The sequence below is a fragment of the Ureaplasma ceti genome (genome assembly GCF_040369755.1).
GTDB lineage: Bacteria > Bacillota_I > Bacilli_A > Mycoplasmatales > Mycoplasmoidaceae > Ureaplasma > Ureaplasma ceti.
This window is the reverse complement of the sequence record NZ_BAABQM010000002.1, coordinates 90,782-108,417: the sequence shown is the minus strand read 5'-3', so window position 1 is coordinate 108,417 and position 17,636 is coordinate 90,782. Positions and strand designations below refer to the sequence as shown.

The 17,636-nt window shown below is 32.0% G+C and carries 14 protein-coding genes and 1 tRNA gene; 14 read left to right on the top strand and 1 reads right to left on the bottom strand.

What is annotated here, in order from left to right; all coding sequences use genetic code 4:
- Positions 1 to 36 precede the first annotated feature (36 nt).
- The 3 genes from arcC to ABWU82_RS01765 all read left to right on the top strand — a co-directional run bounded on the left by arcC (position 37) and on the right by ABWU82_RS01765 (position 5,616).
- On the top strand, positions 37 to 975 hold the full coding sequence (arcC, locus tag ABWU82_RS01775; protein ID WP_353289798.1) for a carbamate kinase: 939 nt from the start codon (positions 37 to 39) through the stop codon (positions 973 to 975).
- A 346-nt stretch (positions 976 to 1,321) separates the two neighbouring features.
- Positions 1,322 to 3,106, top strand: coding sequence for a hypothetical protein (locus tag ABWU82_RS01770; RefSeq protein WP_353289797.1), 1,785 nt, complete (start codon positions 1,322 to 1,324; stop codon positions 3,104 to 3,106).
- 320 nt (positions 3,107 to 3,426) lie between these two features.
- A complete protein-coding gene (locus tag ABWU82_RS01765; protein ID WP_353289796.1) occupies positions 3,427 to 5,616 on the top strand; it encodes an APC family permease in 2,190 nt (729 codons plus the stop codon).
- Positions 5,617 to 5,691: 75 nt separating this feature from the next.
- Here the strand turns inward: ABWU82_RS01765 and ABWU82_RS01760 are convergent, their stop codons facing one another.
- Positions 5,692 to 6,621: a deoxyribonuclease IV gene (locus tag ABWU82_RS01760; RefSeq protein WP_353289795.1), complete on the bottom strand. Its 930-nt coding sequence runs from the start codon at positions 6,619 to 6,621 to the stop codon at positions 5,692 to 5,694.
- 144 nt (positions 6,622 to 6,765) lie between these two features.
- Between ABWU82_RS01760 and ABWU82_RS01755 the strand changes: the two genes are divergently transcribed.
- The 11 genes from ABWU82_RS01755 (at position 6,766) to ABWU82_RS01705 (ending at position 17,549) form a co-directional block, all read left to right on the top strand.
- The gene (locus ABWU82_RS01755) at positions 6,766 to 7,572 is read left to right on the top strand and encodes a lysophospholipid acyltransferase family protein (protein ID WP_353289794.1); all 807 of its coding nucleotides are present in this window, start codon (positions 6,766 to 6,768) and stop codon (positions 7,570 to 7,572) included.
- A gap of 127 nt (positions 7,573 to 7,699) precedes the next feature.
- A complete protein-coding gene (locus ABWU82_RS01750; protein ID WP_353289793.1) occupies positions 7,700 to 8,560 on the top strand; it encodes a segregation and condensation protein A in 861 nt (286 codons plus the stop codon).
- A gap of 2 nt (positions 8,561 to 8,562) precedes the next feature.
- A complete protein-coding gene (gene scpB, locus ABWU82_RS01745) occupies positions 8,563 to 9,609 on the top strand; it encodes an SMC-Scp complex subunit ScpB (protein ID WP_353289792.1) in 1,047 nt (348 codons plus the stop codon).
- 60 nt (positions 9,610 to 9,669) lie between these two features.
- Positions 9,670 to 11,562, top strand: coding sequence for an APC family permease (locus ABWU82_RS01740; protein WP_353289791.1), 1,893 nt, complete (start codon positions 9,670 to 9,672; stop codon positions 11,560 to 11,562).
- A gap of 104 nt (positions 11,563 to 11,666) precedes the next feature.
- Positions 11,667 to 12,659, top strand: coding sequence for a hypothetical protein (locus ABWU82_RS01735; protein WP_353289790.1), 993 nt, complete (start codon positions 11,667 to 11,669; stop codon positions 12,657 to 12,659).
- A 311-nt stretch (positions 12,660 to 12,970) separates the two neighbouring features.
- On the top strand, positions 12,971 to 14,605 hold the full coding sequence (locus ABWU82_RS01730; RefSeq protein ID WP_353289789.1) for a hypothetical protein: 1,635 nt from the start codon (positions 12,971 to 12,973) through the stop codon (positions 14,603 to 14,605).
- Between the two features lie 443 nt (positions 14,606 to 15,048).
- Positions 15,049 to 15,127, top strand: a tRNA-His gene (locus ABWU82_RS01725).
- Positions 15,128 to 15,312: 185 nt separating this feature from the next.
- Positions 15,313 to 15,528 carry a translation initiation factor IF-1 gene (gene infA / locus ABWU82_RS01720; RefSeq protein ID WP_353289788.1) on the top strand — a complete coding sequence of 72 codons (216 nt, stop codon included), beginning with the start codon at positions 15,313 to 15,315 and terminating at the stop codon, positions 15,526 to 15,528.
- A 401-nt stretch (positions 15,529 to 15,929) separates the two neighbouring features.
- Positions 15,930 to 16,166 (top strand): hypothetical protein, encoded by a 237-nt coding sequence (locus tag ABWU82_RS01715; protein ID WP_353289787.1) that lies wholly within the window; start codon positions 15,930 to 15,932, stop codon positions 16,164 to 16,166.
- Positions 16,156 to 16,743: a DUF402 domain-containing protein gene (locus ABWU82_RS01710; RefSeq protein ID WP_353289786.1), complete on the top strand. Its 588-nt coding sequence runs from the start codon at positions 16,156 to 16,158 to the stop codon at positions 16,741 to 16,743. Before ABWU82_RS01715 ends, ABWU82_RS01710 begins: the two co-directional genes overlap by 11 nt.
- A gap of 5 nt (positions 16,744 to 16,748) precedes the next feature.
- Entirely contained in the window at positions 16,749 to 17,549 is an 801-nt protein-coding gene (locus ABWU82_RS01705; RefSeq protein ID WP_353289785.1) for a DUF3196 family protein, read from the top strand.
- Positions 17,550 to 17,636 lie beyond the last annotated feature (87 nt).

The window sequence follows — 17,636 nt, the reverse complement described above, 5'->3', positions numbered from 1 at the left end:
AATCACAATTAAATTTATAAACTTAGGAAATAAAATATGAAAATCGTTATCGCTTTAGGTGGTAATGCATTAGGAAATAACCCTGCTGAACAAAAAGAACTTGTAAAAGTTCCAGCTGAAAAAGCTGCTAGTTTAGCAAAAGATGGACACCAAGTTATTATCGGTCACGGTAATGGTCCACAAGTTGGTATGATTTTCAATGCATTTGCTGACGCTAAAAAGGTAAACCCAAAAACTCCTAACGTTCCATTTGCTGAAGCTGGTGGAATGTCACAAGGTTACATTGGCTACCACATGTTAGCTGCAGTTCAATCAGCCTTAAATAAACACGGTGTTGAAAAAGACGTAGTTTACTACGAAACATTAACACACGTAGATGCAAAAGACCCTGCTTTTGAAAATCCAACAAAACCAGTAGGTCCATTCTACACTACAAAAGAAGAAGCTGAACAAGCTAACCCAGGTGCTAAAGTTGTTGAAGATGCTGGTCGTGGTTACAGAGTAGTTGTTCCAAGTCCAAAGCCATTAAACATCTTAGGTATCAAAACAATTAAACACATGATCGACCACGGTGCAGCAATTGCTATCGTTGGTGGTGGTGGTGGAATTCCAGTCGTTGAAAAAGACGGCGAAATTATCGGTTTAGACGGTGTTATCGACAAAGACTTAACATGTGCTAAGATCGCTGAATTAACTGATGCAGACGTATTTGTAATCTTAACTGCTGTTGACTACGTATACGTAAACTGAGGAAAACCAGACCAAAAAGCTCTTAAAGAAGCAACTGTTTCTGAAATGGCTGAATACATTAAACAAAACCAATTTGCTCCAGGTAGTATGTTACCAAAAGTACAAGCTGCTATGGAATTTGTAAAAGGCAAACCTGGTAAAAAAGCAATTATCGCTGACTTAAACCAAATCGAAAAAGCTTTAAAAGGCGAAATCGGTACAGCTATCGTTGCTGATAAAGAATAATTTACTTTTAAAAGATACGCTTAATAATTGTTAAATTTTCGGATGGATAAAATTGTACAGTTTTATTTAACGATTATTAAAACGGTCAATAAAAGATAAAAAAACTCTAGTTCTCGAGGCTAGAGTTTTTTTGTACTTTTAGCACAAACTTAACACATTTTCAGAAAAAAAACCAACAAAAATTAGGAAAAGTTATTTTTTGTTATTCTTTTACAGAAAATTAGATAATCTTTTAAGTATATCACTTAATTAACTTATTATTGTTTTTTTGCTATGGTAACATAAAATAAATTTATTTATTTTATAAGAAGAATAAGTAAATTTAATAAAAAATAAGAGGTTATATATGAAACTTAAAAAATTATTAAAAATTGGTTTACCTATTTTAGGTGTTGCCGCTTTAGCAGTAACTTTACCAGTAGCTTTAACTTCATGTTCTAATACAGCAAAAGAAGCAACTAAAGCTAACACAGTATTATTTACTGCTCAAAACCAAGAAAACTTTATTAAAGCAATTAATGGTTTATCTGTAAAAGAAATTACTAAAGCAAAAGTTATTAGTTTATTAAAACAAAACGGATTAACAAATACTTCAGTAATTAACGAAAATGGTATTAAAATTACTGAAAACGCTAACAAAACAGTCAACTTATACATTCCTTTAAACGGAAACGACGCATGAACTCCTTACCAAGGTCAAATGCCAAAAGCATCAACAAGTTCAAGTTCAACTTCATCAACTGCTAAACCAGCAGCTGACACACACAACACTAACCAATCAGCAGCTTCATCAGCTAACCATGATGGTGCTAAATCAACATCTAACCAAGAAAAAGACAAAACTCCTAACCAAGCTAACGATGCAACAGGAAAGAAAGTAGAAAAAGCTAAACCTTCAACAGCTGCAGCTTTATTCTTATCTTCATTCGCTGCTAAAGCTCCAGTTGCTCCAGCAAAAACTACTACTGTAAAATTATCTGCTTCTGCTCAAAAAGCATTCATTGAAGATATGAAAACAATGACTGAAGCTGATGCTACAAAAGATACTAATGCCGCAATTATCTCAGCATTAGAAAACAGCCACATTGGTGATTTACCAGAACATTCAGTTAAATCAGTTACATATAATACTAACGGAACATTAACTATCGATTTAAACGATGGTTTTATGACAGCTAAAGAAGGTACAGAACCTGCATCAAGTCATTTAACTATTTCTGGTGTAGAATTCAAAGCTGCCACTCCAGCTCCTGCAAATACAGGAACTGCAGGACAAGCAGATTCACACAAAGAACAACCTAAAAAAGATGCTGATTCATCAAAATCAGGATCTTCTAAAGAAACTCCAGCTAAAAAAGATGCTGAAAAAACAAAATCAGATTCTAAAGAAACTCCAGCTAAAAAAGATGCTGAAAAAACATCAAAATCAGAATCTACTAAAACAACTCCAAAAACTGAAAAAGAACACAAAAAAGAAACTTTCAAAGCAATTTACGCATTTGGTCAAATCCAATTCAGCAACATTGCAACTAAAGATTCAGTATTAGTACAAGCTAAAGGTTCAAAATTAGCTGCATCATACGATGCAAGTGCATTAAGCGGTTACATCGCTAACTCAACTAACGATCCAATGGTTCAAAATGTAAGCATTTCAAGTTTAGACCAAATTAACAGTGCTGCTAACTTAAAAGATACTTTAGTATTAGCATTATTAAACTCAGGTTTACCTTTATCTGCAATTAATGTAAACTCATTAACAGCTAGCACAATCGCTGCTACACAAGCAACAAAGAAAGCTGCTGCTACAAACTTACAAATTAAATTTGACGTTAAATTAAACAGCTCTGTAGAAGTTAACGGTAAAGAAGTAACAAGCATTAGCGGAACTTTTGCAACTTCATTTGACTACGCTGCAACTAAAGATTTTAAAGCAGTTTCAGTTACTGCTGGATCATCAGATTCTTCACAAGCACCTGCATCTAAAAAAGTAACTCCAGCTCCAGTTGTTAAAAAAGATGCACAAGAAAAAGGTGCAAAACAAAAAGAAGTAAAAGCTGGACAAGGCCCTGCAACAAGTCATAGCAACACAGAACACGAACACAGTGAAAACGCAAACCCAGCTAAAAAATAATTAATTTATTAATTATTAACAAAAATCTACCTTCACGGTAGATTTTTTTTCTGTAATATTTTGGGTTTTTACAAATTCTTTAAATAAAAAACGATATTTTACTTTTATATATCCAAAAAGTAAAAAGCATTATATAATAATAAATTTTATTTTTAAGAGAAAATATGAAGATTTTATATTTTATTGAAGATTTAAAAAATATTCTAAAAAAAATATAAAATCTCTTTTCCTTTATATATATAAGTAGGGGTCTAAATTGTATAATATCTAATGGAAAGATTTAAAATTTATCTTTCTATTGTAATTTAAGGGAGAAAACAATGTCTACTGAAAGTGCTTTACAAAAGCAAAAGAAAGAAGCACAAGAAGGTTTAGCTAACGCTCCTGTTAAAAAGAAAATCGGATTCTTCTCTGCCATGATGGTAGTAGTAGGATCATCTGTTGGTGCAGGGATTTTCTTCAAAGCTGGTTCTGTGTTAACTGATTCTCAAAGTTCAATCGTTTTCGCTATGTTCTGTTGAATTTTTGCTGCGTTCGCAGTAATTTCAATGGGTCTAGCGTTGATTGAAATTGCAAGTGCTAGAAACGACAACCTTTCTATGATTGGTTGATGTCAAACGTTTAATAGTCGTTTGATTGCAAAAGCATGTAAGAACTTCATGTTCTATGTTTACTTACCATTAACATACTTCTTCATGCCTTTATATACAATTCTTTCATTCCAAGATAGTATCGCATCAATTTATGCGCAACAAGGTTTACCTTACCATGGAATGGGAACACACGCTGACTGAGCCATTTTAATGGTTATCACAATCATCGTGTCAGTATACTTCATCGTTGTATGTGGATTGTCATCACGTGCTGGTACAATCCAAAACGGTATCATTACAGCATTTAAATTCTTACCATTAGTATTCGCAGCCATTTTAGGTTTCGTAATCGTTGGTATGGCAAGACACGTTGCAGGTAGTTACGCAGCAGGATTTATTCCAAGTGCAATTACTTCAAAAGGTGCTCCAGATGCATCTAGCATCTACTCATTCACAACAATGACACCAGGATTTGGTATGTTCATTGCTGTGGGTGCAATCTTCTTCGCATTTGATGGATTCTACGTTGCTGCGGGTGTCCAAACAGATATGAAAGAACCTAAGAAAACTCCATTAGCTATTCTTGGTGGTTTAATTATCGTAACAGTTATTTACTTAATTATTGCGATTGCTATGTCATTAGGATCAACTAACGGTGCTCCTCAAGGTTATGCTGACTTCTTATTTGCACACGGTGCAGGTTCAGCATGATTATACTCAGCATTCCAAATGTTAATCGCAGTTGGGGTACTTGGTATTATTAATGGTTTCGCTTTATGATCAACACGTTTCGTTGAAGACTTAATTAAAGCAAACGAATTACCATGATCTACAAAATTCGTAAACAAGATTAGAACAGACGGTAAAGCTATCGTTGGTATCTTATACAACTTAGCTATTTCATTACCAATTATTTTAATCTTCTGTATTATTGGTGGTTTAGCTTACATCAATAAATACGACGCTGGTGGTGTTCCATTAGCAACTGTTGAACACTTAGAAGCTGTATTAAGCCACCGTGTAATCGGAGATTACAACGGACACTTAACAGGTGCTAACGCATTCACTAAGTTATGATTAGAAAATGCACCTTTATACGCTAAAGGTAACCCATTCATCGCTGATGGTGAAATTTACTACTACTACGGTGTTGGTTCTGGTAAATTATACTCATTCTGTGACTTGATGGCTACATGAACATCAGTTGCCGCATTCACATTCATCTTATTCGCCATCTTTGGTGCTTTAAGAAACAGAAAAACTAACGAAGTTAAGGTAGTTAAGTCTAAGATCTTTGTACCAATGGCTATTTGTGCAATCATCACTATGGCTGCTCCTATCTTCTTCACATTCTTCCAACCAATCGCTGACTTATTCTTCTTATTCAGAATCCCTAACTTAAGTGGAGCTAACAAGAACGAATTAGTTTCAAGAATTATGATCGTTGTTGTATTAATTCTTTATATTGGTTTAATGTTCATCCCAACTTGAATCGAAGATGCTATGTTAAGACGTAAATTCGGTTCAGTTGAAGCTGGTGAAGAACACAAAATTAGAGCTATCGCTGAAGCAAAAGGTGTTACTGCTGAAGAAGAAGTTCTAGAAGACTTAAAAGCAAACAAAAAAGTTAAAATGACTCCATGACAAGCTGCAATTTTAGGAAGACCTTTAACTAAAGCTGAAATTATGGAAATCCACGCCGTTGAAGGCGAAGAAGTTAATACAGACGATTTAGAAGATAACTCTTCTGATTACGCTGCTATTAGCGAAGAATCACAAGTATCTCCAAGTGAATCATGTTCATCTGTGGACAGCTGCTGCTCAAAAGAAAACAGCCCTGCTGAAAGAAAAACTTTACGTGATATCTTTAAACAAAAAAGATCAGCTGAAGGTCAAGACTGAAGCTTAGACAAATAATCTTTCTTGTTTCTAAATAATATAAAACAAATAAAAAATCTAGGTTACCATCCAACCTAGATTTTTTTTCTGTCCTTAATTGTTTTTGTACTTGTTAATTAACTCTTGTTTAAAATCGTATCATTCCTTATTTCTTAAGATAGCAATTTCTTCTTTATAAGGTGGTACGGTTTTTTTCTTGTCTTCGTCGATTACCACGTAAGGTGTTTCTAAGACTTTTACAATACCGTTTAATAGCGGGTGGTACACTACTTTTAATAATTTTTCAAAGCCGATTGTACCGTAACCAATATTTTCATGACGGTCTTTATGTGAGTTTAATGGGTTCTTTGAATCGTTTAAGTGAACTACTTTTAAGTAATCTAAACCGATAAGTTGGTTAAATTGTTCTAAGTATTCGTCAATATCACCCATTTCATAACCGCCATCATTAGCGTGGCAAGTGTCCAAACAAACACCAATATTTTTCTTAGAAGTAACACCTTGAATCATTGCTTGTAATTCTTCTAAATTACGACCTACTTCACTGCCTTTACCGGCCATAGTTTCAATACAAATGACTATATCAGTTGGGTGTTCGTTGAAAACAAAGTTTAAGCCGTCAATCACTTGTTCCAAACCAGTTTCAACAGTTTGTTTTAATCTGCTGCCTGGATGTAATACAACATATTTGATACCCAAGTCTTCGCATCTTTTAATTTCTTTTACCAAGAAATCTCTTGCTAATTGTCTGGTTTCAGGTTTTTCTGAACATAAGTTAATGATATAAGGGGCGTGTACAATAACGTTTTTTAAATCGATATTATGTTCTTTTAAAAAAGCGTGTGCTTCAGGAATTTTAAAACTGTCAGTAGATTTTCTAATGGTGTTTTGTGGCGCGCCAGTATAAACCATAAAAGCGTTTTCGCCGTATGAGACCGCTTCTTTAGCGCTGCCTAAAAAGTAATCAGGGGCACTTAAGCCAATATGACTACCGAGCAATAAATTATATTTTTCAGATTTCATTTATGTTCCCTTTCTTTGGAAAAAATTCGTTATTAAAATTATAATTTCCAAAGTAAACAAAACAAAAACTATTATTTTCTAGTAAAATAACAATAATGTGTTATTTTTAACAACATTAAAATTTACAAGTTAGGTGATAAATAAATGTTAGATTTTTTAAAAAAATTAGGTTGAGTACTTGCATGACCGTTTATGGCAATTATTTGCTTCATTGAGTTAATGTCATGTAATACTGCTGCAAAAAGATACGCAAAAGATCCAACATGTGCAGAACCTGAAGAACGTTACAACAAGGTAAAAAATCTTGTGAAACATCTTCTATATTTCAAAGACATCAAGATTGCTTACCGGGGTAAACAAAAATTAGAAAACAAACAAATGTTGTTTGTGGCTAACCACAAATCTAACGTTGATCCACTAATTATTTTAAAAACAGTTTTAGATCAAAAGGTGCCATATATTACTTTTGTTGCTAAAATGGAATTAGCTTCAAGTAAATATGCTGGCGTAGCAAACTTGATTGACACAATCTACTTAGACCGTGGAAACTTAAGAGAAGCGATCAAAGCTGTTAACGAACAAGCTGATACAATTCAAAAAGAAAAAACATCTGTTTGTATCTTCCCTGAAGGAACCAGAGTAGAAGGTGACGAATTCGGCGAATTTAAAGCTGGTGCTTTAGCAGCTGCTTATAAAACTTACGCTTGTATTCAACCGGTAGTAATTTATAGTTCACAAGGTTTATTAGACAGAGATAAGAAATGAAAACACAAAGGTAAAAGAGTGGTAGATATTTCTTATATGCCTGTAATTCAAACTAATGAATTTATTAATATTGATAAAACAATCTTTGTGAGCCGTTTACAACAAAGTATGCATGAAGAATATGAAAGATTAGCCAAAGTTCATAATGAACCAATTGATAATCCTAAATTCGATAAAGAAAAATAGTTAATACTCGATAACAAATACCTTCAAGGATTCTTTTATTCAAAGAATATCTTTTAGGTATTTTTTCTTTATTTAACCAACTGAGTCAGTTGAAACCATTTCATTCTCAGAAAAGAACCCTCATCCTATGACACTAGAAGACAACAAAGACTTATATGAGTTTAGCCCCTCATTAGAAGACGAATACCAAGGTTCATTAACCATTCTTTTAGATTTGATTCAAAAAAAGAAAAAAGATATTCGTGACATCGACATCAAAGAATTAACCGACCAATTTTTAGCTTACGTAATGTTAATGGAAACTAAAGTACCCTTAGAAGTATTTAGTGATTATGCAAACATGTCTGCTTATTTAATTGAGTTAAAAACGAGAAGTTTATTGCCCGATTATGCAAACAATTTAACTAAGTATAACAGAACGTTAGAAGAAGAAAAAGAAGCGTTTATTAAGCGGTTATTAGAACACCAAATGTATAAGAATGCTATTCCGTTATTAAATGAATTAAAAACGCAAAGACAATTACATTACGATAAAGATCCTGAAGAATTTGAAGAATATTTATCTGCAGAAATTCCGATGGGTAAATTGCCAAAAAGAATTAATGTCGAAAAATTAAAAGAAATTTTTGAAAGTATTTTAGACCGTCAGTCTATTAAAGAACAACTAGAAAAGCCGATTGACTTACACATCCAAAACCACGAGTATTCAGTGAGTGAAGTTATTCATGACTTAATTACCTACTTAATCGTGAATAAAGATGGTGTATTATTGTCACAATATTTTGATGAAATTAACTTTACAAAAAGAAACATCGATTACTACTGTATGTTGTTTTTTGTAATTTTATCGTTAATTCACCAAGCTAATATTGTTATGGAAGAACGTAACCAAGATTTATTCTTGAAAGTGAGTGACCATATTTTATACAACAAAGGTATTTCTGATGAATTCATTAGAAATATTAAAAATGATTTAATCGGAGAATAACAATGAGCGGAGACAATTTTAAAAAAGACAACGATTTAAGTGAGTCAATTTCTAAAGTGATGCAACAAGAAGATACAGTGGACGAATTTGAAGATTTAATCGCTAAATTAAATCCTCGTGACGTTTCTGATGAAGAATTAATTGCTGCTACATACGAAGATGATGAAGAGGAAGAAGATGATGAATTAGAAGATGATGCAGAAGACGTTGAAGAAACGGATAAAACTGCGTCATACACAATGGAACAATTCAAAAAAGACTACAACAAAGAAAACTTATTTGGTAAATTTGAAGTAGTTTTTCATAAAAGTGAAACCATTCCAGATCAATTCACTTCTTTAAATGAGGATGTAACAATGGACGCAAAACAACACGTGGCTGACGAACAAATTATTGAAGCCGCAGAACATTTAGCTAAAACAGAAGAAGAAAGAAAAGAAATTGCTAAGATGTACGAACCTAACGGGCGTTACATCAATATTTCAGAAGTTAGATCATTGATTGAAGCTAGTATTTATGTTTTAGGTAGAGATGGGTTAAATCTTTATGACATTAGAAAGGTTACTGAATTGCCAGTCCCACTAGTGAAAAGTATTTTAGATGAAATGATGGAGTTTTACCACAACAATAAAAACTCAGGGTTATTATTAGTGCAATACGGTAATCGTTACAAATTTGTTACGAAAGCGGAATATAACGAACAAATCGGTAAGGTAATTAACCAAAAAACTAGAAAGCCATTATCAGAATCAGCATTAGAAACACTGTCTGTAATTGCTTACAACCAACCATGTACTAAAGGTACGGTTGATAAAATTCGGGGTCGGGACTCTGCTGGCGCTGTACACAGATTAGTAGAATTAGGTTTAATTGAGGCTGAAGAAAAATCTGACGCTATTGGTAAACCATGATTATATTGTGTCTCACAAAAGTTTTACGATTTATACGGTATTAAATCGTTATCAGAACTACCTCCAATCGACCGTCAATCTAAGTATTATGATGACGAAACCGGAGCAAAAGATTTTATTGTAATTGACGAAGAATAAGTTTGAACAATAGAACTCTTAAATTCCAAAGAAACTAACAATTTTAATAGAAAGGTCAAAATGAATATAAAAGAAACCTCGAAACGAAAAACTCTCGGATTAAAAAAAGAGTACCGAGTAACAGACTCTAAACCAAAAAGAATTGGATTTTTTGCAGCTATCTTAGTGGTAATTGGTAGTTGCGTGGGTACCGGAATTTTCTTTAAAGCTGGTACCATTATGTCTAACGTTAACTACTCTATTCTGTTATCGTTAGGATGTTGAATTATTGCGGGTTTTGCCGTAATCGCGATGGGGATCGCGTTAATTGATGTGGCCGCGCAAGGGAAACAAGATAGTTTAGGGATTGTGTCCTGGACTCACACCTTTAACAACTTGTTCTTCTATAAGGTTAATAAGAACTTTTACTCATTTATTTTCATTCCTGTAAAATTCTTCGTAGTACCAGTTTATATTTGCCAAAGTTTCCAAAGCGGGCTATCTTATGTAGGAGCCACGATTGACCCAGTAAACCATGTACTAATCTTAAGTGATTTCGGTAAACACGTAATGGACATGCCGTGATGAAGTATTTTAATTATCGTAACAATTATTAATACTTTCTTTATTGTGGTATCTGGTTTATCGGTTAACGCTGGTAACAAAATTAACATGTCAATTATGTATGTTAAATTCATTCCGATTGCCTTTGCCTTCTTAATTGGATTTATCGTATTAGGTTTAAATAAGGGTGATTTAAACCCAGCTTACTTAACCCCAAAAGACGATCCAACTAAATCAACATGACTATACCACCCAGACAACATGAATAACAGATTTGGTGTAACTGCACCAAAACCATTCACATTATTAAACCCATTTATTGGGGTTGTAATGAGTATGTCAGCCATCTTTTATGCTTATGATGGTTTCTATGTGGCTGTAGGTATTCAAGGACAATTAAAACAACCAAAGAAAATTTCATTAGTTATCTTATTTGGTTTAATTACTGTAACCGTTTTATACTTAGCTATTAGCTTAAGTATTATATTAGGAGCATACAAAGGGGACTGAACTAAAGTTGGGTTATTCTTTGTCGCTAAAAAATGTGCTTGAGTATATGTTTTAATGTCGTTATTAATTTCTGTCGGTATCTTAACCGAAGTAAACGCTTATGCAATGTGATTCTCTTTATTCTTCCAAACATTAATTAGAAACAGAGAAGTTCCAGGTGCTAAACATTTAGCTAAATGAAATAACTTAAGAAAACCTGTCGCTGGTATGATTTACTTATTGATTGTAGTAACATTCTTTACGACAGTCTTAACTATTGTGGGCGCTTTAGGTTACCAAGTAGGACCGTTAGCCGCAAGTAACGCAGGCTTTAGCAACTACAAAGGTGCATATCTAAAAACTGCCTACTTATACATGTTTATTGACTTAATTTCTAACTGACAAACAGTTATTACCTTCATGTTCTTATGTATCACTATTTTAGGTTGATTCAGAAAGAAAACATTAGATAAACAAAATCCAAAATTAAAGTCTGATTATGTCAAAATGGTAAGTGCTATTATTAGTTGTACAATTACTGTATTCGCAATGTGTTTCCAATTTATGGAACCAATTGCTAACTTAATTATTAACGTACAATGAAACCACTTACACCCTGATCACTACGAATCATTAGTATCACAAATTTGTTTAATTGTAATTCTAGTAGTGATTATTGCAATGTCATTTATTCCTGCTATTTTTGAAGCGAAAAACGAAAAGAATAAAGAAATTTATCGTTTAGAAATTCAATTACATGACAAGAAATTAGCATTACAAGACTTGTTAGCTAAAAAACAAGATTTAGCCGAACAAGCTCAACAAGAATTTGTAGAATTCGAACAAGGGGCTAAAATGTTAGGAGATGTACCGGTCTCTGCTGAAGTAAACGTTTTACCAATTGACAGTAATATTGATTAAGAAAAGTGTTTAGAAGCCTTTGTAAAAGGTTTCTAAACTTTTTTTCTTTTAGAAGTACACCAGTTAAATATATAATTTTGTATAGAGATTTAAAGGAGTTATGCATGAATCTAACTATTGAACAAAACGTCTTATCATTAAGTAGTGTTAACGACAACTATCTTGATTTAAAACTAATCAAAAAACCTGACACGATTAATTCTATCTTGATTCATAATTCCCAACTAATAGAACTAGATTTAAGAGATTTTCACAACTTAAAATACATTTTTATTGATAAGAGTTTTATTAAGAATATCTTGACCAGTCCGTTAGCTCAAGTTGAAAAGATTTACGTATTACAAAGTATTATTGATTCGTTTGATGTACCAAATGTAAGTAAAGAATGCGAATGTTTAGCAATTTTTTCATCTGTGGCCACACTAAATGATCGTGGATTAATTAAAGATGTGAATGTAACTAGTTTACTGACTAATATTAATGCTGATAAACAAGATAATTTAGAGTTTTATAAACAAATTATTTTAGTCAACGAAAATAAAAAAACCGATTTAACTATGGATTTAAATGATTGATGATTTCCAGAATACAAAGCGGTTTTAGCTATTGGTTCTGAAATTGATGCTACGCAAGCTGAAATTTTGGTGAACCGTTATTCAGATTCCGTTGAAAGACTGTATATTGTGGGGTTAGAATTACCAAAATTAGATTTTTCGTTATTTTCTAATTTAAAAGAAGTTTTATTGTTTGAAAGTAATTCTGAAGATGTGACTGTTGACATTACTAGTCACAACTTAAAAGAATTTTTAATGGTGAAAAGTAATTTGGCCAAAGTAAAGTTAAATTTTTATGATAAGAGTCAAACTTTACTATTATTAGATAAATATATTATGGAAAAGTGCCAAATTAAAAATTGCGTAAACACTAAATTGATTACTGTGGCTCCCGAAGTTGACATTACTGAGTTCACGATTCCGTCTTTAAACGATGAAGGTGAACTATGTAAAAAGATGCAAAAGACTGACTATAACGGTTTTAAAGTGACCTTAGAAGATAATTATTACTTCTTTAGTTTTACTAGCAGTTTTAAGAGTTAATAAATAATTAGATGTTTCTAACTTTAAAAAGTCTTAATGAAAATTAAGGCTTTTTTTCTGTCTAAAACTTTAAAAAATAGCTCTCAGTCTAAATTTTGTGTTTCCTTTAATTTTCCTAAACATAAAAATATTAATTTATAATTAAAGAATATCTTCATTGAAAGGGGTTCGCCAAATATTTAGATAAAAATATGATAGGTTTTTTAAAACACAATAAGATGGCGTACAAGTTAATCACCAGATTTGCTAAGGAAAGTTGGATTTTCATTGTGTTCTGGTTTATTAACGGTTTTGTCCCGATTGCTATCTGTATGATTTCTGCCACTATTCCTGGCGACGGAGCATACTATGTAATTGGGATTGGGTACGTAACCGCCTTCCAATTGGCTTATGTTCAAATTGGCTGGTCCGTATCTATTGCGATTACCTATACTTTAATCCAAATGAAGTTTACTAAATCGGATAAAGTTGAAGGTCAATCTCAAGGGGATATGATGTTCGTAGCTATTGTGATTACGTGAATTTATGGCTTAGTGTTAGTGCCGTTATTTGTCGGCCCTTCCTATGCGTATTCTAAATTTGCTAACGACCACGTTAACACCCTAATTTCCCAAAAATCTGCTTACGTTTATATCTATACATTAGCAGGTTACATTTTCTTATCACCATTCATTTCCTTATTAATCCTTTTCATCCATAGTTACAAAGGACAAAAGATTTCTATCACTGTAATGATTTTGTCTAACTTATTAATTGTGGGGATGTCAGCAATCTTAACATTAACACCTAAAGCTAACAATGACATCAAAGCAATGGGAACGGGATTGGGAATGACAATTGGTTCTTTAATTGTTGCAATTGTTTTATCGGTATATGTTTTCTTAACGACAGAATTAAGATACTCAAAGTTTAAGTTCAAAGCTGGAGAAATCTTATTCGTTATTAAACAAACAATGAAATTAGCCAGCACCATTTTATTTATTCAAATCTTTAAAGCGGTTGCTTTAATTGTTATGGGGTTAGTTATTTCTGACACAATGCAATCAGTTGTTCCAATGGGCTACCAATACGGTCGGGTAATTTGATATAACTATGTGTACTTAATTCCGTTCTTTTGTTACGGGATTGGTGACGCGATGATGTTCTTTGGTTTGAGAAAAAAGATTGAAATTAAATATCAACAAATGTTTGTGGCGTTTATTGTAATTATTGTTACTTGCTTCTTAATTGAAGCTGGTATTGCTATTGGTTTAAGATGAACCGTAGAACCATTATCAACGTTCTATACGAAAAACTCACAATTAGATTGAAGCACAATTGACTTAGACAAAGTAAATTTATCATTTATGCTAATGAAAATTGCACAAAAGAAAAATATTGACCAATCTTATGTCAACCAAATTTTAAACATAATTGAAGCCGATCCTTACGGAACACAAAAACTACAAGAGTTCTTAAAATATTCAATTGTGTCGCTATTATCTAGTCAAAACATGAACGGACCAGGTTTAGCATCAATGATTCTTTATCCAAAATCAAGATCATACATTTTTATTTCTGTTTATGCTGTGTTCTATTCAACAGCCAGCATGATGAACAACATCGCATCAGTAATGAAAAGAAGATATCCAACTGCTTTCGAATCAGTAAGATTAATGGTAGTACAAGCCATTGCTTTAACAGCAATTATTACATGTGGTTTAGAACTTCAAAGTGGAACCACATTCCCTATGTTAGATGCTTGATCATTCCCGATGTTTATTATTGGGATTGTATCACTGTTATACTTCTCAATTGAATTTGCGAAGACATGCATTGAAATTGAAAAAGAATTCAAGGGACGTCGTTCAGACTTTATTGTCTTGAATGAATACGACAACATTCCTAACAGGGAAGATAAAACTACAATCATTAGTTTAAATGATGAAAATTTAGTTTCTGAATAATAATAAAAAGAAGGATTTAGCTTCCTTCTTTTTTTGTACTAAAAAATACTACTTAAACCCCCATTTCATTTTGTTGAAAAAAAATAAAAAATAACTTGCGTTTTTTTGATAAGTGTGTTATATTTATAAGAATACAAATTTTAATAATTGTAGAAATATGTAAGTTTAAGGAGAAAATTATGTTTAATAAATACTTAAGTTTTACATATATGTACGATGATCTTCAAATTGAAGAAGAAACTTCTCACAAAGGAAAATAGTTTTTTATTAGTCCATATATGGAACGATTAAATTGTTAAGAAAACCTTGTCACACAGGATGTGATAAGGTTTTTATAATGTTCTTTTAAGGTATAATATACATATCTATTCTACGAAAACCATTTAGTTTATATAAAAGCTTGCAAAGTTTTCTAAATTATTGTATAATTAAGAAGTTATATGGCGGTTATGGTGAAGTTGGTTAACACGCCTGACTGTGACTCAGGTATTTTCACGGGTTCGAGCCCCGTTAATCGCCCCATCTTTTAATTAAAAACCTAGGTATCTAGGTTTTTATTTTTTTTATATCACGGAAAAAGTGAGTAAACTATTAAAAATTTAGTAAACTATTATAAGATAACTTATAGAAGATAATTTATTTATAAATTAAAGAAGAGCAAAAACGCTTTCTTATAATCAAAATAAATAAAAAATTTAGGAGAAAAAATGGATCAAAACAAAATTAAAATGTCAGGTACTATCGCTGAAATTTACCCAGGATCAAAATTTGATGTTATTTTAGAAAACGAAATGACTATTAAATGTACTTTATCTGGAAAAATGAAAATGAACTCAATTAGAGTTTTACCAGGTGATAAAGTTGACGTTTCATTAAGTCCTTATGATTTAACTCAAGGCATCATCACTTACCGTCATAAATAATCATAATGATGAAAATGCAAAAGAAAGTGCGCGTTAAACCCACGATTGCAAACCAAATTTACAACTTAGGTTTAACAGCAGTTTTTTTAAGTTTTATTATTGTATGTAAGCTGATTACCCACTACTTTAAATTTATTGAGGGTTATAGTTTGCAATTACAATACTTACCGTTGATTTTAGGAATGATTTTTATTCCTTTAGTCAAGTACAAAACCATTTTGTATCTACTGAGTCCTGTAATTTTGTTAATATTTGGTTTTAGCGGCAATCCCGTCTTTGACTACTTATTTACAGGTTGATCTTGGTGGATTTTTTTATTCATTAGTAAGTGAATTTTACGAAAAACTTATTGAAGAAGTTTTGGGTGAATCATTATAGGTATAGTGGTGAGCTTTATCCAAATGTGGTTTTGAAACACGGTTTCTGGTGTGCTATTTTATAGTGCTACGTGAAACTACAGTATTAGATTTAATGCTGTTTATAACAGTATTAATTTTGGAATACTAACTGTTGTAGTGTTATGAATCAGCTACTACACTTTTAACTTTAAAACCTTATTGGTAGAATACAAAGCTCAACTCAACTGAAAACGTCAACAACAAGGCATGACAAGGGAGGTAATGATTCGTGTTAAATAACAAAATTAATCCTTGAAAATCCTATTTAAAGGTTGGAGACAAAGTAATGGTCCATGCCTACAAATATAATGGTTGACTTTACCGTACGTGAGAATATCCAACAATTATTGAAATTAATGATGATTACACGGTTTTATCATTAATCAAAACAAGGGTGTTATCCTCAGAAGAAAATTCCATTCGTTGCTTTAGCTCTTGAATGTATAAAGACACTTTTTGGTTTATTTCGAACAAAGAATGGTTTAATTTCATTCTGACAGTGGAAGACGAAGGTAACCGTTTGTACATCAATTTATCTAGTCCGTACATCTTTGAAGAGGGTGCTATTAAATATTATGATTTTGATTTAGACTTCAAAATCAATGCTCACCAACAATGACGAGAAGTTGACATTAATGAATTCTTGGAGAATTCCAAAAAATATAACTATCCACCAAACTTAGTGGATATTATTCGTGATGTAGAAGAAAAATTATCTAAGAAAATTAAAAACCATTACTTTGATAAATTTATTAGCAAAAAGTACAGTAACGAACTTATTAAAAAACAATACCGTATTTCTAAAGGAAGTAAATAAACGTTATGGATAAAAAACCAATTGAAAGAATTCACGACGACAAAGAAGTGAACAAATATTACGATAAATTAATCGCTTCTATTACAGAAGAATGACAAAACCAAAATTACGATGGGGCGTTAAAAAGAATTGAAGAAGAATTAGAACAACCTTACATTCCTTATGAATACGAAGATATGCTAAGTGATATGTTCTATTCTTATCAAAGAGAATTAAAATTAAAAACGATTGACGAAAACATTAAAAACATGTCTGCAAACGACATGTTAGTCGAAATCAACCGTGGTGGTAAATTTAATAGTTTCTTATTTGAATTATTTATTCAAAAATACGGAGACAAATTAGAAAAACCACAACTAGCTATTATGCAACTATGATTACAAGATAAGAATATGAAAAACTTGAACAAGTTCTTTATTCTAGATGCATTAGCTGAAAACAATGTGGACGAAAAGTTCATTTTCTACAACGCTAACGTAGATGATGATATTGTACTATCACCAACTACTTACAGAACTTTAGACGCTTTAAAACCTTATGATGAAGCAGGCAAAATTATTAATGAAGAAACATTTAAAGACCCAGTGCTACAAAACTTTGCGTTAGATGTTCTAAACGCAACAGCGTACCACTACTTCCCTTCATTCCCCTTCTCATCAGATGAAGAATTAGCATTTGCCATTTTAAATTCAATTAATAATTCAATTAATATGGTCGATGCTGACCGTAGCACAATGACTGAAGATGATCTTTTAGTTGAAAAAGTTATTCGTAGTTTTGACGAAGACGAAGCCGGCGACTTATAATTAGCAGTCGTAAAGAATAAGTGCTAATTTTTGCAAAAAACTAGCGTTTATTTAGTATAATTTAAACAATATTCTTAAAAGTTATGG